Source organism: Streptomyces sp. NPDC058052, from assembly GCF_042885515.1.
Taxonomy (GTDB): Bacteria; Actinomycetota; Actinomycetes; order Streptomycetales; family Streptomycetaceae; genus Streptomyces.
The window spans coordinates 16,485-32,800 of sequence record NZ_JBHVRX010000043.1 but is presented as its reverse complement, the minus strand read 5'-3'; the positions used below and the strand labels follow the sequence as shown (position 1 = coordinate 32,800).

The 16,316-nt window shown below is 74.2% G+C and carries 16 protein-coding genes; 4 read left to right on the top strand and 12 right to left on the bottom strand.

Annotated elements, in window-relative coordinates; all coding sequences use genetic code 11:
* Positions 1 to 121: 121 nt before the first annotated feature.
* The 6 genes from recX to ACFVU3_RS35965 form a co-directional block, all read right to left on the bottom strand.
* Positions 122 to 688, bottom strand: a complete 567-nt coding sequence (gene recX / locus ACFVU3_RS35990) for a recombination regulator RecX (protein ID WP_390072994.1) — start codon at positions 686 to 688, stop codon at positions 122 to 124.
* A 4-nt stretch (positions 689 to 692) separates the two neighbouring features.
* Entirely contained in the window at positions 693 to 1,826 is a 1,134-nt protein-coding gene (gene recA / locus ACFVU3_RS35985; RefSeq protein WP_390072993.1) for a recombinase RecA, read from the bottom strand.
* 196 nt (positions 1,827 to 2,022) lie between these two features.
* On the bottom strand, positions 2,023 to 2,619 hold the full coding sequence (locus ACFVU3_RS35980) for a hypothetical protein (protein WP_390072992.1): 597 nt from the start codon (positions 2,617 to 2,619) through the stop codon (positions 2,023 to 2,025).
* A 193-nt stretch (positions 2,620 to 2,812) separates the two neighbouring features.
* Positions 2,813 to 3,586: an SGNH/GDSL hydrolase family protein gene (locus ACFVU3_RS35975; RefSeq protein ID WP_390072991.1), complete on the bottom strand. Its 774-nt coding sequence runs from the start codon at positions 3,584 to 3,586 to the stop codon at positions 2,813 to 2,815.
* Between the two features lie 170 nt (positions 3,587 to 3,756).
* On the bottom strand, positions 3,757 to 4,893 hold the full coding sequence (locus ACFVU3_RS35970; RefSeq protein ID WP_390073019.1) for an AI-2E family transporter: 1,137 nt from the start codon (positions 4,891 to 4,893) through the stop codon (positions 3,757 to 3,759).
* A 231-nt stretch (positions 4,894 to 5,124) separates the two neighbouring features.
* Positions 5,125 to 5,319: a DUF3046 domain-containing protein gene (locus ACFVU3_RS35965; protein WP_390072990.1), complete on the bottom strand. Its 195-nt coding sequence runs from the start codon at positions 5,317 to 5,319 to the stop codon at positions 5,125 to 5,127.
* A 79-nt stretch (positions 5,320 to 5,398) separates the two neighbouring features.
* On the opposite strand from ACFVU3_RS35965, the gene ACFVU3_RS35960 reads away from it, so the two are divergent.
* Positions 5,399 to 6,349, top strand: a complete 951-nt coding sequence (locus tag ACFVU3_RS35960; RefSeq protein ID WP_390072989.1) for a hypothetical protein — start codon at positions 5,399 to 5,401, stop codon at positions 6,347 to 6,349.
* 101 nt (positions 6,350 to 6,450) lie between these two features.
* On the opposite strand, the gene ACFVU3_RS35955 is transcribed toward ACFVU3_RS35960, so the two are convergent.
* Genes ACFVU3_RS35955 through ACFVU3_RS35945 form a run of 3 tightly spaced genes read right to left on the bottom strand, consistent with a single transcriptional unit; the run spans position 6,451 to position 8,442 of the window.
* Positions 6,451 to 6,777 (bottom strand): AzlD domain-containing protein, encoded by a 327-nt coding sequence (locus tag ACFVU3_RS35955; RefSeq protein ID WP_390072988.1) that lies wholly within the window; start codon positions 6,775 to 6,777, stop codon positions 6,451 to 6,453.
* Positions 6,774 to 7,571: an AzlC family ABC transporter permease gene (locus ACFVU3_RS35950; RefSeq protein ID WP_390072987.1), complete on the bottom strand. Its 798-nt coding sequence runs from the start codon at positions 7,569 to 7,571 to the stop codon at positions 6,774 to 6,776. Before ACFVU3_RS35950 ends, ACFVU3_RS35955 begins: the two co-directional genes overlap by 4 nt.
* 10 nt (positions 7,572 to 7,581) lie before the next feature.
* A complete protein-coding gene (locus tag ACFVU3_RS35945) occupies positions 7,582 to 8,442 on the bottom strand; it encodes an AraC family transcriptional regulator (protein WP_390072986.1) in 861 nt (286 codons plus the stop codon).
* Positions 8,443 to 8,565: 123 nt separating this feature from the next.
* Between ACFVU3_RS35945 and ACFVU3_RS35940 the strand changes: the two genes are divergently transcribed.
* From ACFVU3_RS35940 to ACFVU3_RS35930, 3 genes are read left to right on the top strand one after another with little or no spacing between them, the layout of a single operon-like run.
* Positions 8,566 to 13,212, top strand: coding sequence for a DEAD/DEAH box helicase (locus tag ACFVU3_RS35940; protein ID WP_390072985.1), 4,647 nt, complete (start codon positions 8,566 to 8,568; stop codon positions 13,210 to 13,212).
* A 19-nt stretch (positions 13,213 to 13,231) separates the two neighbouring features.
* Entirely contained in the window at positions 13,232 to 14,050 is an 819-nt protein-coding gene (locus tag ACFVU3_RS35935) for an Fpg/Nei family DNA glycosylase (RefSeq protein WP_390072984.1), read from the top strand.
* Positions 14,051 to 14,082: 32 nt separating this feature from the next.
* On the top strand, positions 14,083 to 14,847 hold the full coding sequence (locus tag ACFVU3_RS35930; RefSeq protein WP_390072983.1) for an SDR family NAD(P)-dependent oxidoreductase: 765 nt from the start codon (positions 14,083 to 14,085) through the stop codon (positions 14,845 to 14,847).
* Here the strand turns inward: ACFVU3_RS35930 and ACFVU3_RS35925 are convergent.
* From ACFVU3_RS35925 to ACFVU3_RS35915, 3 genes are all read right to left on the bottom strand, one after another.
* Positions 14,795 to 15,049, bottom strand: coding sequence for a hypothetical protein (locus tag ACFVU3_RS35925; protein ID WP_390072982.1), 255 nt, complete (start codon positions 15,047 to 15,049; stop codon positions 14,795 to 14,797). The two genes, ACFVU3_RS35930 and ACFVU3_RS35925, sit on opposite strands and share 53 nt — an antisense overlap.
* A 207-nt stretch (positions 15,050 to 15,256) precedes the next feature.
* Positions 15,257 to 15,727 carry a Dps family protein gene (locus tag ACFVU3_RS35920; RefSeq protein ID WP_390072981.1) on the bottom strand — a complete coding sequence of 157 codons (471 nt, stop codon included), beginning with the start codon at positions 15,725 to 15,727 and terminating at the stop codon, positions 15,257 to 15,259.
* Between the two features lie 158 nt (positions 15,728 to 15,885).
* Complete coding sequence (locus ACFVU3_RS35915; RefSeq protein ID WP_030495036.1) at positions 15,886 to 16,269, bottom strand: helix-turn-helix domain-containing protein; 384 nt, start codon at positions 16,267 to 16,269, stop codon at positions 15,886 to 15,888.
* Positions 16,270 to 16,316: the final 47 nt, after the last annotated feature.

Genomic DNA, 16,316 nt, shown 5'->3' with positions numbered 1-16,316 from the left:
CGGGCTCCGGGCTCCGGGCTCCGGGCTCCGGGCTCCGGGCTCCGGGCTCCGGGCTCCGGGCTCCGGGCTCCGGGCTCCGGGCTCCGGGCTCCGGGGAGGGTACCGTAGGTCCTGGGGAGGGTCAGTAGCCCTCCTCCAGGCCGTCGGTGGACTCGCCCTCTTCCTCCAGGGCCTGGCGGACCACCCGCAGGGCCATGCCCTCCGGGTACCCCTTGCGGGCGAGCATGCCGGCGAGCCGTCTGAGCCGGCGGTCGCGCTCGAGGCCGCGGGTGGCACGGAGCTTGCGCGCCACCAGCTCGCGGGCGGTGGCCTCCTCCCGCTCAGAGTCCAGCTGGCCGACGGCCTCCTGCACGAGGCCGGGGTCGATGCCCTTGGTGCGCAGCTCGCGGGCGAGGGCCCTGCGGGCGAGGCCCCGGCCGTGGTGCCGGGACTCCACCCAGGCGTCCGCGAAGGCGGCGTCGTCGATGAGGCCGACGTCCTCGAAGCGGGCGAGGACCTCCTCGGCGATGTCGTCGGGGATCTCCCGCTTGCGCAGGGCATCGGCCAGTTGCTTGCGCGTGCGGGGGGTTCCGGTGAGCAGGCGCAGGCAGATCGCCCGCGCCCGCTCAGCCGGATCCTGGGGTGACAGCTCCTTCTCGGCCCTCGACGAGTCGGGGCTGTCACCCGGCCATTCGGTGCGACCGGTCACCGGTTCAGCTCTTGGCCGCGGTGGCCTTGGTCGCCTTGACGGTCTTGGCCGCCGTGGCCGGGGCGGCCTTGGCGTCGTCGGCGGCGGCCGTGTCCGCCGCGCCCGCCGTCTCGGTGCCCGGCTCGGCCTTCGCGGCCTCGGGGCGGACGCCGACGCCCAGCTTCTCCTTGATCTTCTTCTCGATCTCGTCGGCGAGGTCGGGGTTGTCCTTCAGGAAGTTGCGGGCGTTCTCCTTGCCCTGGCCGAGCTGGTCGCCCTCGTACGTGTACCAGGCGCCGGCCTTGCGGACGAAGCCGTGCTCCACGCCCATGTCGATCAGACCGCCCTCGCGGCTGATGCCCTGGCCGTAGAGGATGTCGAACTCGGCCTGCTTGAACGGCGGCGCGACCTTGTTCTTGACGACCTTGCAGCGGGTGCGGTTGCCGACCGCCTCGGTGCCGTCCTTGAGGGTCTCGATGCGACGGATGTCGATGCGCACCGAGGCGTAGAACTTGAGCGCCCGGCCACCGGTCGTGGTCTCCGGCGAGCCGAACATCACACCGATCTTCTCGCGGAGCTGGTTGATGAAGATCGCGGTGGTCTTGGACTGGTTGAGCGCGCTGGTGATCTTCCGCAGGGCCTGGCTCATCAGTCGGGCCTGGAGACCCACGTGGGAGTCGCCCATCTCGCCCTCGATCTCCGCGCGCGGGACGAGCGCGGCGACGGAGTCGATGACGATGAGGTCGAGGGCGCCGGAGCGGACCAGCATGTCGACGATCTCGAGGGCCTGCTCGCCGTTGTCCGGCTGGGACAGGATGAGGTTGTCGATGTCGACGCCCAGCTTGCGGGCGTACTCGGGGTCGAGGGCGTGCTCGGCGTCGACGAAGGCGACCTGTCCGCCGGCCTTCTGCGCGTTGGCCACGGCGTGCAGGGTCAGGGTCGTCTTGCCGGAGGACTCCGGGCCGTAGATCTCCACGACACGGCCACGCGGCAGACCGCCGACGCCGAGGGCGACGTCGAGGGCGGTCGATCCGGTGGGGATCACCTCGATCGGCTCCTGGGTACGGTCACCCATGCGCATCACGGCGCCCTTGCCGAATTGGCGTTCAATCTGTGCGAGCGCGGCGTCGAGCGCCTTCTCGCGGTCGGTTCCTGCCATGGGTTCCACCCGGGGTGTCTGAGTCGATCGCTTCATGTGAAAGACGCTAACCCCTGCCACTGACAATGGGCCCTCGCGTCTCTCCGACCTGTGGACAACTCGCCGAGATGCCCGCGATTCCAGGGGCCGGAACCTTCATGAGAATAGATGTTCGATTTTCGTGTCAAGCGCGCCACGCGCACCCTGTGGACAAGGTCTACTCGTCGTCCTCGTCCCAGCCCGGGTCGAGCCCGAGCCCCCGGTCCAGGCCGTTCCCCGGCGTCCCCTCGGCGCGGGAGAGCGTCTCGCCGATCATGCGGGTGGCGAAGTCGACGTCGCCGGTGATCCGGTTGATGTGCTCGGCCAGCAGGAGGGCGGTGGCCTCCAGGGCGGTCATCTCCTCCTGGGTCCAGTCCCCGTACTGACGCCGCCAGAGGCTGGGGCTCAGGCCGGTGCCCGCCGCGACCACCAGGCCGGCCATGGTGGGGATCGCCTCGGGGCTGACGCTCCGGGGCATCATGCGCAGCGTGGTCACGAGGCTGGGGACCACGGACTCGATGACGTCCCGGTCGTGGTCCTCGTGGACCCCGCGCAGCCACTTCATGAACATGAAGACGAGCGTGCAGGCGCCGTCGAGCAGGTCGTGGACGCCCCGCAGGTCCAGGGACGCGGTGAGCTGGTCGAGCAGCTTCTGCTGTTCGGGGTCGGTCCCGGTCCTGCCGTCATGGACGGCCTTGAGCCGGGAGTCGATCACCATGAGCGCCCCGTCCACGTCACCGGCGGGGGCGTAGCGGGGGTCGCAGGGCGATGACACGGGCTGCCTCCTCGTAGGACCGCGTCGGCACGGTCAGTCCGTACGGTAGGAGGCTCATCGGACGGGTTCCGGCGGATCGCGGGAAACGACCTTCAGACGACTGAACCGGACCCGGTGCGTTGACCGGCGGGGTACTTGCCGGGGGCGCCCGGACGTGCGCGGCGCGGGGACGGCGGCCGGGCCCGGATTCCGTTCACCCCACGGGCAGGAGGTCCGGGCGCTTGGCGGCCCGCCCGTCGCCGGAGGACCGTCCGCGCACGCGGCGCGCGATCCAGGGCCCGAGGAAGGATCCGGCCCAGGCGACCTCGCCCGCGGCGGCGCGCAGGCGTGTGGGGACCGGCCGGGGCGGCAGCGGCCGGCTCCAGCCGTCGTCGCTGTCCGGCAGGGCCAGGGCCTCGGCGACCGCGGCCGCGATGCGCGCGTGCCCGAGCGGCGAGGCGTGCAGCCGGTCGGCGCTCCACAGCCGGGGGTCGGTGACCACGTCGTGGCGGGCGGTCTCCGCGACGGTCACGCCGTGCCGGCGGGCGGACTCCCGGATCCGGTCGTTGAGGGCGTGGACGCGGGGCGCGAGGGGGCGGGCCAGCGGGGTGATGCGGCCGACGTCGGGGAAGGTGAGGGTCGCCACCCGGGCGCCCTGGGCGGTCAGGGCCGCGAAGACGGCCTCCAGGTGCCCGGCCGTCTCGTCGGCGTCGAAGCCCGGCCGGAGCAGGTCGTTCACGCCGGCGACGACGGTGGCGAGGTCGGGCCGGAGCGCGAGGGCCGCGGGGAGCTGCTCCTCGCGCACCGCGCCGGCCAGGCGACCGCGTACGGCAAGGTTGGCGTACCGGACGCCGGGTCCGGTCCGGGCGAGGTGCTCGGCGAGCCGGTCGGCCCAGCCGCGCAGCCCGGTGCGGTCGTCGCCGTCGCCGACGCCCTCGGTCTGGCTGTCGCCGAGCGCCACGTACCGCCGGTATCCGTGCGCGTCCATCCCGTGGCCACCTTCCCCGTACTCCACTCGCCACCTATTCAATTTTTTTAGTATAGAGCGGATCGGGCGGCCCCGCGCCCCGCCCGACCTTCGGCCGCTCGCCCCGCCCCGCCCGTCCTTCGGCCCGTGCGCCTCGCGCCCCGGACCGCCGACGCCTTGAGTCGCCTCCCTCAGGCGTCCTCGGCACCCCCCGAGCTCTCCTTCTTGTGCTGGAGGGCCTTCTGGAGCCGGGCCACGACCGCCTCGCCGTACCGCCGGTGGCCGTGCACCCGGGGGTCGTCCGTGACGTCGTACCGCTTCACGTACGCCCCGAGGAACGCCTGGAGGGTGGCCACGGCCGGGATGGCGATCAGCGCGCCGACCGCGCCGAGCAGGGCCGTGCCCGCGATCACCGAACCGAAGGCCACCGCCGGGTGGATGTCGACCGTCTTGGAGGTGAGCTTCGGCTGGAGGACGTAGTTCTCGAACTGCTGGTAGATCACGACGAAGCCGAGCACCCACAGCGCGTACCAGGGGTTCACCGTGAAGGCGATCAGCATCGGCAGCGCACCGGCCAGATAGGTGCCGATGGTCGGGATGAACTGCGAGACCAGGCCGACCCAGACCGCGAGGGCGGGGGCGTAGGGCACCTCCAGGATCTCGAAGAGCACGAAGTGCGCGACGCCGGAGATGAGGGCCATCAGACCGCGCGAGTAGAGGTAGCCGCCGGTCTTGTCGACCGCGATCTCCCAGGCACGCAGCACCTCGGCCTGGCGCGCGGGCGGCAGGACGGAGCAGAGGGCGCGGCGGAAGCGGGGGCCGTCGGCGGCGAAGTAGAAGGCGAAGAGGAAGATCGTCAGCAGCCGGAAGAGCCCGCCGAGGACGGTCGCGGAGACGTCGAGGACTCCGGTGGCGCTGTTCTGCACGTACTTCTGCAGCCAGTCCGACTTGAGCACGCTGTCCTGGACCTCGACCCGGGAGAGCTCGGTGTGGAAGTTCTCGTTGATCCAGTTGATGAGCGAGTCGAGGTACTTGGGGAAGTTCTCGACCATGTCGACGATCTGGCCGGCGAGCATCGAGCCGAGCAGCACGACGAAGCCGATGCCGACGGCCAGGACGCCGAAGAAGACGAGGAAGGTGGCGAGCCCCCGCCGCATCCCGCGGGCGGCCATGCGGCCGACGGCCGGTTCGATGGCGAGCGCGAGGAAGAAGGCGAGGAGGATGTTGACGAGCAGGCCGACGAGTTGGTGGAAGGCCCAGTCGCCGAGCAGGAAGCAGGCGTAGAGGGCGAGCGCGAGGACCATCGCGCGGGGCAGCCAGCGCGGCATGCGCGCCCCGGCCGCCGCGGCGACGACGCCGCCTTCCGAGGGTGGCTGTCCGCCGGGGTCGGCGGCGGTGCCCGGCGACGCGCCCGTGTCGGGCGTCACGCTCCGGACGGCGGCGGTCGCCGGGGTCTTCTGGGTGGTCTTCTCGGTGTCGTCAGTCGGGGCCACCCCGCCAGTCTCGCGCACCCGGCGGACTGTCCGCCCGCGTCCCGGCGGATCGCCGCCGATGGGCGCTCAGCGCTTGTCGGCGGGGACGCCCATGGCGGCGCAGACCACGCGCCACACGTCCTTCGCCTCCCAGCCGGCGTCCAGCGCCTCGTGCACGGTCCGGCCGCCCAGTTCGGACAGGACGTGGTCGCGCGCGAAGGAGTCCGCGTACCCGGAGCCGAAGTGATCGGCCATCCGCTCCCAGAAAATCGTCAACCGCATGACCCCAGTATCCCGCTCCCAAGAGTGCAGCCCGCCCGCCGGGGCTTGTCACCGCGCGGTTCCGCCCTACGGTCGGAACATGGCCGAAAAACCACTCTCCTCCCCGCCCTCTCCGCCGGCGGCCCCCGGATCGCCGCTGGCCCGCGCCGAGCGGTTCGTCTGGCTGACGGCCCGGGTGCTCGAACAGCGCCGTTTCGCCTACCACTTCCTGCGCGGCGGCGCGGACCCGGTGGAGGCGGCCCTGACCGCGTACCTCGACGAGGACGGCGGTTACGGCCACGGGCTCGAACCCGACCTGCGAGGTCCGGTCAGCCAACCCCTGCACACCGCCCACGCGCTGCGGGTCCTGGACTCGATCGGGCGCTGCGGCGGACTGCGGGTGGAACGGATCTGCCGCTATCTGACGGCGGTCTCCACGCACGAGGGGGCGCTGCCGGCGATCCACCCCTCGCAGCGCGGCTATCCGTCGGCTCCGTTCGTCCCGGTCGTGGACGACCCGCCCGGCGAACTGTTGTCGACGGGCCCGGTCGTCGGCACGCTCCACCGCAACCAGGTCTGGCACGCCTGGCTGTTCCGGGCCACCGAGTTCTGCTGGACGGCGGTGGAGTCGCTGGAGAAGTCCCATCCCTACGAGGTGCAGGCGGCGGTGGCGTTCCTCGACTCGGCACCGGACCGGCCGCGGGCCGAGGCGGCGGCCGACCGCCTCGGACGGCTGGTGCGCGATCAGCGGCTCGTCGTGCTGGACCCGGACCGGCCGGAGGACTTCCCGGTGGCCGACGGGTACGCGCCCGGCGAGCACCACCATCCGCACGACTACGCGCGGGTGCCGGACTCGCTCGCCCGCGGCTGGTTCACCGACGAGGAGCTGTCCCGCTCGCTGGACCTCCTCGCGGCCGAGCAGGCCGAGGACGGGGGCTGGCCGATCCGGTGGCGGGCCTGGGCCCCGGGCTCGGCCCTGGAGTGGCGGCCGATCGTCACCATCGAGGCCCTGCGGACCCTGCGCGCGTACGGGCGCCCGCTGGACGACTGATCCCGGTCCACGCGCGCGTGGACCGGGATCGGGACTCCGGGTATGGGCCGGGATCAGTCGCTCCGCGCGTGGACGGGGATCAGGACCCCGCGCGTGCCGGTTCAGCCGCCCAGGGCCCGGACTCCCGCGGTCACGGCCACGGCGGCGCCCACCACGACCAGGAAGGGGGCGCGCAGGACGAGCGCGAGCGCGGCGGCCGCGACGCCGGCGGCACGGGCGTCCAGGACGAGGGCCGTGCCCGTGCCGAAGGTCTGCTGGGCGGTGAGCGCCGCGAGCAGGGCGACCGGGAGGAGCGCGGCGAGCCGCTGCACGAGCGGGCGCTCCAGCGTCTGGGCCGGCACGAGCAGGCCGGTCAGTTTGACCAGGTAGCAGCCGGCGACGGTGAGGCCGATCGCGATCCAGACCTGGGTGCTGTTCAGGGCGTTCATCGGGCGGCCTCCGCGTCGTCGTCCCGCTTCTGTGCCCGGCGGCCCTGGAACCAGAGGACGGCCGGAGCGGCGAGCGCCGCGACGAGGACGGGCACGCCGGCCGGGAGCACGGGCAGCAGGCCCAGGCCGAGGACGACGGCGATCCCGGCGGTGGCCCGCTCGGTCGCGGTCCTCAGCATCGGGGCGAGCAGGGCGAGGAAGACGGCGGGCCCCGCGGCGTCCAGGCCCCAGGCGGCGGTGTCGCCGATAGCCTCGGCGCCGAGCGCCCCGAGCAGGGTGGTGAGGTTCCACAGGACGTACAGGGTGAGCCCGGTGACCGTGAAGCCGATCCGGGCGGACCTGCGGTCCGGCTGGGCGAGGGCGACGGCCGTGGTCTCGTCGATGACCCACTGCGCGGCGAACGGCTTCGCGGCCCTCGGCAGGGCGAGGAGCTGGGAGAGGCGCAGCCCGTAGAAGGCGTTGCGGGTGCCCAGGAAGAAGGCGCCCGCGGCGGCCGTGAACGGGTTCCCGCCGCCGGCGAGGGCGCCGACGAGGGCGAACTGCGAGGCGCCCGTGAAGACGAGCAGGCTGAGCGCGCAGGTCTGGAGGAGGGTCAGTCCGGCGCCCGCGGAGGTCACGCCGAAGGCGAAGCCGGAGAGCCCGACGGCGATGCCGACGCCGAGGGCGTCCCTGACCACGGCGGCGTCGGGCTTCCCGGCGCCTCCTGCGGCGGCCGTCCCGCTCCCGGCCTCGCCGTCGGGCGGGTGGTCGTCACGTATGTCCCGCGTGGCGGGGTGTGCTGTCTGTTCTGCCACGGACCCGACGTTACGGAGCGGCCGGCGGCCCGTCTTGTACGTTCTTGCGCCGCGGGCCCCGGGCCCGCTGGTAGGCGCCGGGCGGGACGCCGACGCTGCGGGTGAAGTGCCGGTTCAGGTGGGGCTGGTCCGTGAAGCCGACGGCGATCGCGGCCTCGGCCGGCGGCGTCCCCGCGTCCAGCAGCCGCCGCGCCCGACGCACGCGCGCGTCGGTGAGCCAGGTGTGCGGCGGCATGCCGTACTCGGCGCGGAAGGCCCGCAGCAGGGCGAACGGGCTGGTGCCCAGGTCGGCGGCGAGCCGCTCCAGGGTGGGCGGCTCCGCCATCCGCTCCTCCAGGACGGCACGCGCGCGTGCCGCGTCCCCGGCCCCGGCGGCGCGGGGCGCGAGCGGGCGCAGCCGGCCGCCGTGGCTGCGGAGCATCCGCGCGGTGACCAGGCGCAGCAGGCTGTCGGCGGCGAGCGCGTTGCCCTCCTCGGCGGCCCGGTGCACGCCGATGACGAGCTGGGCGGCGTACGGGTCGTCGACGACGGGCTGGGTGAAGCCGACGGGGCCGCGGACGGCGAGGACGTCGGCGGCGATGGACCGCACGAGCTCCGCGTCCGGGTAGATGGTGCGGTAGGTCCAGCCCTCGGGGACGCCCGCGTGCCCGGTGTGGGGGGTGTCCGGGTTCACCAGGGCGATCTGTCCCGGCCCGGCGTGGACGAGGTCGTCCTTGTAGTGGAACGCCTCGACGCCCTCGGTGATCGCGGCGTAGACGAAGCTCTCGTGGGTGTGGCGGGAGAACGCCTTCTCGATGTAGTGGGCGTGCAGCAGGTCCACCCCCGGCAGCTCGGGGTACTGCCAGTACCGTGCCCGCTCACCCCTCGCCATGCCTCCATTCTGCGCCCGCCCCGGCCGGGACGACGACCGGGTGTCCACAGGCCGGCCGCGGGTCCGGGCGCGGTTTTCCCCAGGTCCCGGCGGTTGTCGGTGGCGGGGTGCACGATGGAGGGCATGGTCACGTCCGCGCTCGAAGACTTCTCCCCGGCCACCCGCGGGTGGTTCACCGGGGCGTTCACCGCGCCCACCGCCGCGCAGGAGGGCGCCTGGCGGGCCATCGGCGCGGGCTCGGACGTGCTCGTCGTGGCGCCGACCGGTTCGGGCAAGACCCTGGCCGCCTTTCTCGCCTCCCTGGACCGGCTGGCGTCCGCGCCCGCCCCGGCCGACCCGAAGAAGCGCTGCCGGGTGCTCTACGTCTCCCCGCTGAAGGCGCTCGCGGTGGACGTCGAGCGGAACCTCCGCTCGCCCCTGACCGGCATCCGGCAGGAGTCCGTCCGGCTCGGGCTGCACGAGCCCGACGTGCGGGTCGGCATCCGCTCCGGCGACACCCCGGCCGCCGAGCGCCGCGCGCTCGCCACCAAGCCGCCGGACATCCTGATCACCACCCCCGAGTCGCTCTTCCTGATGCTGACCTCCGCCGCGCGGGAGGCGCTGGCCGGGGTGGAGACGGTCATCCTGGACGAGGTCCACGCGGTCGCCGGCACCAAGCGCGGCGCGCATCTCGCCCTCACCCTGGAGCGGCTCGACGAGCTGCTGCCCCGCCCCGCCCGCAGGATCGGCCTCTCCGCCACGGTCCGGCCGGTCGACGAGGTCGCCCGCTTCCTCTCCCCCGGCCGTCAGGTGGAGATCGTGCAGCCCCCTTCGGGCAAGGAGTTCGACCTCTCGGTCGTGGTGCCGGTGGAGGACATGGGCGAGCTGGGCGGCTCCCCCGCCTCCGAGGGGAAGGACGGCGGGGACAAGCCGTCGATCTGGCCCCACGTGGAGGAGCGGATCGCCGACCTCGTCCAGTCCCACCGCTCCACCATCGTCTTCGCGAACTCCCGGCGCCTCGCCGAGCGGCTCTGCAACCGGCTGAACGAGATCGCCTACGAGCGGGCGACCGGCGAGCCCGCCCCCGAGGGGGCCCCGCCCGCCGAGATCATGGCCCAGTCGGGCGCGGCGAAGGGCGCGCCCCCGCTGCTCGCCCGCGCCCACCACGGCTCGGTCTCCAAGGAGCAGCGGGCCCAGGTCGAGGAGGACCTGAAGGCGGGCCGGCTGCCCGCCGTGGTCGCGACGTCCAGCCTGGAGCTGGGCATCGACATGGGCGCGGTGGACCTGGTCGTCCAGGTCGAGTCGCCGCCCTCCGTGGCCTCCGGGCTCCAGCGCGTGGGCCGCGCGGGGCACCAGGTCGGCGCCGTCTCCACCGGCGTGGTCTTCCCGAAGTACCGCGGCGACCTCGTCCAGGCGGCGGTGGTCACCGAGCGGATGCGGTCGGGGTCCATCGAGTCGCTGCGGATCCCGGCCAATCCGCTGGACGTGCTGGCGCAGCAGCTGGTCGCGATGGTCGCGCTCGACACCTGGCAGGTGGACGACCTGCTGACCATGGTGCGCCGGGCCGCCCCCTTCGCCTCCCTCCCCGAATCGGCCTTCACGGGCGTGCTGGACATGCTCGCGGGCCGCTACCCGTCGGACGCCTTCGCCGAGCTGCGCCCGCGCGTGGTGTGGGACCGGGTCGCGGGCACGGTCACCGGCCGCCCGGGCGCGCAGCGGCTCGCGGTCACCTCCGGCGGCACCATCCCGGACCGTGGCCTCTTCGGGGTGTTCCTGGCCGGCGCGGACCCGAAGAAGGGCGGTGGCCGGGTCGGCGAGCTCGACGAGGAGATGGTGTACGAGTCGCGGGTCGGCGACGTCTTCACGCTGGGCACCACCACCTGGCGGATCGAGGACATCACCCGTGACCGGGTCCTGGTGTCCCCGGCGCCCGGGGTGCCCGGCCGGCTGCCGTTCTGGAAGGGCGACCAGCTGGGCCGGCCGCTCGAACTGGGCCGCGCGGTGGGCGCGTTCCTGCGCGAGCTGGGCGCGCTCGGCAAGGAGGACGCCCGGCTGCGGCTGATCGCGGCGGGCCTGGACTCCTGGGCGGCGGACAACGTCCTGGCGTATCTGAAGGAGCAGCGCGAGGCGTGCGGGCACGTGCCGGACGACCGCACGATCCTGGTGGAGCGGTTCCGGGACGAGCTGGGCGACTGGCGGGTCGTCGTCCACTCCCCGTTCGGGGCGCAGGTGCACGCGCCGTGGGCGCTGGCGCTGGGCGCCCGGCTCGCCGAGCGGTACGGCATGGACGCGCAGGTGATGCACGCGGACGACGGCATCGTGCTGCGCCTGCCGGACGCCGACCTGATGGGCCTCGACATGGGGCTGGACCTGCTGGACCACGAGCCGGTCGACCCGGGCCGCCACCAGGACACGGCGTACGACGCCGACCAGGCCCCGGTCGGCGCGGCGGACACGGTCTTCGACAAGGGCGAGGTCGCGCAGATCGTCACCGACCAGGTGGGCGGCTCGGCGCTGTTCGCGTCCCGGTTCCGCGAGTGCGCCGCCCGGGCCCTGCTCCTGCCGAAGCGGAACCCGGGGAAGCGAACCCCGCTCTGGCAGCAGCGCCAGCGGGCCGCGCAGCTGCTCCAGGTGGCGAGCGAGTTCGGCTCGTTCCCGATCGTCCTGGAGGCCGTCCGCGAATGCCTCCAGGACGTCTTCGACGTCCCCGGTCTGACCGAGCTGATGGGTGACATCGAGGCCCGCCGGGTCCGCCTCGTCGAGGTCACCACCCCCGAGCCCTCCCCCTTCGCCCGCTCGCTGCTCTTCGGCTACGTGGCGCAGTTCCTGTACGAGGGCGACTCCCCGCTCGCCGAGCGCCGGGCGGCCGCGCTCTCCCTGGACTCCCGGCTCCTCGCGGAGCTGCTGGGCCAGGCGGAGCTGCGCGAACTGCTCGACCCGGAGGTGCTGACGGAGCTGGAGCGGGAGCTCCAGTGGCTCACCGAGGACCGGCGGATCAAGGACCGCGAGGGCGTCGCCGACCTCCTGCGGGTCCTCGGCCCGCTGACCGACGCGGAGCTGGCGGCGCGTGGCGCCGAGGCGGACTGGGCGCGCGAGCTGGCCCGGTCCCGCCGGGCGATCGAGGTGCGGATCGCGGGCTCCGCCCACTGGGCGGCGATCGAGGACGCGGGCCGGCTGCGGGACGCGCTCGGCACCGCGCTTCCGGTCGGCGTGCCCGAGGCGTTCACCGAGCCGGTCAAGGACCCGCTCGGCGACCTCCTCGCCCGGTACGCGCGCACCCACGGCCCCTTCACCTCCTCCCAGGCCGCCGCCCGCTTCGGTCTGGGCGCCGCCGTCACCGACGGCGCGCTCCAGCGCCTGGCGGCGGCCGGCCGGGTCGTGCAGGGCGAGTTCCACCCCTCGGGCATCGGCCAGGAGTGGTGCGACGCGGCCGTCCTGCGCCGGCTGCGGCGGCGCTCCCTGGCGGCCCTGCGGCACGAGCTGGAGCCGGTGCCCCCGGCGGCCCTGGCCACCTTCCTTCCCCAGTGGCAGCACCTCGGCGGCAACAGCCTGCGCGGGATCGACGGCCTGGCCCGCGCGGTGGAGCAGCTCCAGGGCGCGCCCGTGCCGGCGTCGGCCCTGGAGAAGCTGGTCCTGCCGTCCCGGGTCCGGGACTACGCGCCGGCGATGCTCGACGAGCTGACCACGACCGGAGAGGTCGTCTGGGCCGGTGCGGGCTCGCTGCCCGGCAAGGACGGGTGGGTCTCGCTCTATCTCGCGGACGCGGCCCCGCTGCTGCTGCCCCCGCCGCACCCGCTGGAGCTCACCGCGCTCCACGAGTCGGTGCTGACGGCCCTCTCCGGCGGCTACGGCCTCTTCTTCCGCCAGATCGCCGACCAGGTCCGGATCACCACCCACCCGGACGCCACCGACCCGCAGCTCGCCGACGCGCTGTGGGACCTGGCCTGGTCGGGCCGGCTCACCAACGACACGGTGGCGCCGCTGCGCTCCCTCCTCGGCTCGGGGCGCACGGCCGGGTCGACCGCCCACCGGGCCCGCCGCACGGTGCCGCGCGGCCGGTTCGGGACGCTGGGCGCCACCCGCCCGGCCTCGCGCTCGGGACCTCCGACGGTCTCGGGCCGCTGGGCGCTGCTGCCGCCCGCGGAGCCCGAGCCGACGCACCGGGCGCACGCGCTGGCCCGCACCCTCCTGGACCGGCACGGCGTGGTGACCCGGGGCGCCGTGGCCGCCGAGGGCGTCGAGGGCGGCTTCTCGGCGGTCTACCGGATCCTGTCCGCCTTCGAGGACAGCGGCCAGGCCCGCCGCGGCTATGTGGTGGAGGGGCTGGGCGCGGCCCAGTTCGCGATGGACGGGGCCGTGGACCGGCTGCGGGCGGCGGCGACCGCCCGGGACCGGGGTGTCGAGGCGGGCGCGGGCCCGCGCGCGGTGGTGCTGGCCGCCGCCGACCCGGCGAGCGCGTACGGGGCGGCGCTGCCGTGGCCGGAGCCGCCGACCGGCGCCGGGCACAAGCCGGGCCGCAAGGCGGGCGCTCTGGTGGTCCTGGTCGACGGCGAGCTGACCCTGTACGTGGAGCGCGGCGGCAAGACGGTGCTGTCCTGGCCGACGGAGCCGGACGATCCGGCCCTGGCGGCGGCGGCCGGAGCCCTGGCCGAGGCCGCCCGGGCGGGCGCGCTGGGCACGGTGACGGTGGAGCGGATCAACGGCGCCACGGCCCTGACCTCCCCCCTGGCCCGCCCCCTGGAGACGGCGGGCTTCGTGGCCACCCCCCGCGGCCTCCGCCTCAGGGCCTGACCCGCGCGAAGGACCGCCGATGCCCGAAGGAGACACCGTCTGGCAGGTCGCCCACCGGCTGCACGAGGCGCTGGCCGGGCGGGTGCTGACCCGCGCGGATCTGCGGGTGCCGCGGTTCGCGACCGCCGACCTCGCCGGCCGCGCGGTGCTGGACGTCACCCCGCGCGGCAAGCACCTCCTGACCCGGATCGACGGCGGGCTCACGCTCCACTCGCATCTGCGCATGGACGGGGCGTGGAAGGTGTACGCGACCGGGGAGCGCCCGCGCGGCGGCCCCGGGCACCAGATCCGCGCGATCCTCGGGAACGAGCGGTACACCGCGTACGGCTACCGCCTCCCGGTCCTGGAGCTGATCCGCACCGCCGAGGAGTCCGGCGCCGTGGGCCATCTCGGCCCGGACCTGCTGGGCCCGGACTGGGATCCGGAGGAGGCGGTGCGCCGCCTGGCCGCCGACCCGTCCCGCCCCCTCGGCGAGGCCCTGCTCGACCAGCGCAATCTCGCCGGCATCGGGAACGTGTACAAGTCGGAGCTGGCCTTCCTCGCGGCCGTCACCCCGTGGCTCCCGGTCGGCGAGCTGGCGCCGGACGTCCCGCCCCGGCTGGTGGCGACGGCCCACCGCCTCCTGGAGGCGAACAAGGACCGCCCGGACCGGCGCACCACGACGACCCGCCGCCCCGGCACGCCGCTGCACGTCTACGGCCGGGAGGGCCGCCCCTGTCTGCGCTGCGGCACCGCCGTCCGCAGGGCGGAGCTGGGCGACCGGGTCACGTACTGGTGCCCGGGCTGTCAGCACGGCCCCGCCGGTGATTCCGCGGATCGCCGCCCGCCACCTGATTGACGGTCCGTCAGATCCGGTCGTACGGTCCCCTCATGAGCCTCTCGGCGTACGACCTCACCGGCCGCACCGCGTTCGTGACGGGCGCCGCGAGCGGCATCGGCCGCGCGAGCGCCGTCCTGCTCGCCCGGGCGGGCGCGACCCTGCACCTGGCCGACCGCGACGAGCCGGGCCTGAAGGAGACGGCCGCCCTGATCGCCCGAGAGGGCGGCGCGGCCGGCGTCCACCCCCTCGACGTGACCGACCGGGCCGCGCTCGCCGCCGCCGTGGACGAGGCGGGCCCCCTCCACGTGATGGCGGCGGTCGCCGGGATCATGCACACCAGCAGCGTCCTAGAGACCCGCGAGGAGGACCTCGACCGCGTCCTCGCCGTGAACTTCAAGGGCGTGCTCCACGCCTGCCAGGAGGCGGCCCGCTCGATGATCGCCTCCGGCACCCGCGGGTCGATCGTCACCATGGCCTCGGGCGCGATGGACACCGCGAGCCCCGGACTGCTCTGCTACAGCGTCGCCAAGGCGGCCGTCGTCCAGCTCACCAAGACCCTCGCCGTCGAGGCGGGCCCGCACGGCATCCGGGTCAACGCGGTGGCCCCGGGCTGGGTGCGCACCCCCATGACGGACCGCCACGAGCCCACCGCGCAGGAGCAGGCCGAGGCGGCGATGGTCCGTCACTCCCCGCTGCGGCGGGTCGGCGAGCCGGAGGACGTCGCACACGCGGTCCTCCATCTCGCCTGCGACGCCTCCTCGTTCACGACGGGCCAGATCCTGCGCCCGAACGGAGGCGTCGCCATGCCCTGGTGAGGCAGGCGGGCCGCGAGGAGGCGGCCACGTGCACCGGCAGCAGGCTCAGCCCCCAGCCGCCCGCGGCCACCGCCCCCTCGACCGCTCCGGACTCTCCCGGAACCAGCAGCAGACGCAGCACCGCCCACCACCAGAGCCCCCCGGCCACCAGCCCGACCGTGAGCAGCGTGAGCGTCACCAGCGGAACCCGTCGCCGTACCATGGCCGCCTCCTGCGCTCGACGCTAGACCGGCAGGATCACCCTGCGGGAGGGCGCACCGGTGTCAGCCCCGGCGCGCACACCGCGCGCGATCCGGCGGACGCCCCCGCGCACGGGACACCGCGCGCCCTCGGAACCGCCCCGGCGCACTCCCCCGCGCACCTCACAGATCACCTCGCCCCCGGCCTCGCGTACGGCCATTCCGGCCGCCTAGGCGCTCTCGGCCTGGAACATCCAGGAATGCTTCTCCAGGTCGGCCGTGAGGGAGATGAGGATGTCCTGGCTGACGGGGTCGGGGTCACCGGTGACCTCGACCCGTTCGCGCATCCGGGTGATGACGGCGGCCAGCGACGTGACGAGGATCCGCACCGCCTCCGCGTCCTTGATCCAGCCCTCCGGCACCGTGCCGATCGCGCTGCCGGAGGCCACCGTCGCCGCTCGCCCGTCGGGGTTGACCCCGATCGCCGAGGCCCGCTCGGCCACGGTGTCGGAGTGCAGCCGGGCGGTGTCCACCACCTCGTCCAGCTGCAGGTGGACGGAGCGGAAGCGCGGTCCGACGACGTTCCAGTGCACCTGCTTGGCGACCAGCGCCAGGTCGACGAGGTCGACCAGGGCTCCCTGGAGGGCGTTGCCGACCGTCTTGAGGTCGGCCTCGGACAGCGGGCTCTTCACGACAGACATGCGGAATCTCCAACCAGTCGTACGTATCCCCCACCATGGCACGCCTGTCCGGAATCCGACATCTCAAACAAAAAGCGCAGGAACAGAACATCCGGCACGACGAAGCCCCGACCGGCACCCTGTGAGGGGCACCGACCGGGGCTTCGACCCGTTCGGAATCAGGCGGCGACGACGTCCACGGCCTCAGCGGGCGCCTTGATGGTCACCCGCTCGGTGGGCACACCGGCCACCGACGTCACCGACACCGAATTGAGCATCGGACGGACCGGCGCCGGCACCGGTTCGCTCGAAGCTGCCGACTCGGCCAGTTCGGCCAGCGACAGCTCGTCGCTCACTTCGCGCATGAGCTCGGACATCCGTACGTCCAGCGCGTCGCAGATCGCGGAGAGCAGCTCGGAGGAAGCCTCCTTCTGCCCCCGCTCCACCTCGGAGAGATAGCCGAGCGAGACTCGGGCGGACGAGGAGACTTCGCGCAGAGTACGGCCCTGGCGCTGGCGCTGCCGACGCAGCACGTCACCCAGCAGGCGACGGAGCAGGATCATCGGTGGCTCCCTCCTCGGACCGCGTAGCCGCATCCTTCACGCCCCAC

Excerpts from the sequence above, each read along its gene's own strand:
- ACFVU3_RS35955 (WP_390072988.1), bottom strand. The coding sequence starts at position 6,777 with ATGAACGCCCTGAACAGCACCCAGGTCTGGATCGCGATCGGCCTCACC.
- ACFVU3_RS35975 (WP_390072991.1), bottom strand. The coding sequence starts at position 3,586 with ATGGACGCGCACGGATACCGGCGGTACGTGGCGCTCGGCGACAGCCAG.
- ACFVU3_RS35970 (WP_390073019.1), bottom strand. The coding sequence starts at position 4,893 with ATGCCGCGCTGGCTGCCCCGCGCGATGGTCCTCGCGCTCGCCCTCTAC.
- ACFVU3_RS35940 (WP_390072985.1), top strand. The coding sequence starts at position 8,566 with ATGGTCACGTCCGCGCTCGAAGACTTCTCCCCGGCCACCCGCGGGTGG.
- ACFVU3_RS35920 (WP_390072981.1), bottom strand. The coding sequence starts at position 15,727 with ATGTCTGTCGTGAAGAGCCCGCTGTCCGAGGCCGACCTCAAGACGGTC.
- ACFVU3_RS35935 (WP_390072984.1), top strand. The coding sequence starts at position 13,232 with ATGCCCGAAGGAGACACCGTCTGGCAGGTCGCCCACCGGCTGCACGAG.
- recA (WP_390072993.1), bottom strand. The coding sequence starts at position 1,826 with ATGGCAGGAACCGACCGCGAGAAGGCGCTCGACGCCGCGCTCGCACAG.
- ACFVU3_RS35925 (WP_390072982.1), bottom strand. The coding sequence starts at position 15,049 with ATGGTACGGCGACGGGTTCCGCTGGTGACGCTCACGCTGCTCACGGTC.
- ACFVU3_RS35960 (WP_390072989.1), top strand. The coding sequence starts at position 5,399 with ATGGCCGAAAAACCACTCTCCTCCCCGCCCTCTCCGCCGGCGGCCCCC.
- ACFVU3_RS35930 (WP_390072983.1), top strand. The coding sequence starts at position 14,083 with ATGAGCCTCTCGGCGTACGACCTCACCGGCCGCACCGCGTTCGTGACG.
- ACFVU3_RS35915 (WP_030495036.1), bottom strand. The coding sequence starts at position 16,269 with ATGATCCTGCTCCGTCGCCTGCTGGGTGACGTGCTGCGTCGGCAGCGC.
- ACFVU3_RS35945 (WP_390072986.1), bottom strand. The coding sequence starts at position 8,442 with ATGGCGAGGGGTGAGCGGGCACGGTACTGGCAGTACCCCGAGCTGCCG.
- ACFVU3_RS35965 (WP_390072990.1), bottom strand. The coding sequence starts at position 5,319 with ATGCGGTTGACGATTTTCTGGGAGCGGATGGCCGATCACTTCGGCTCC.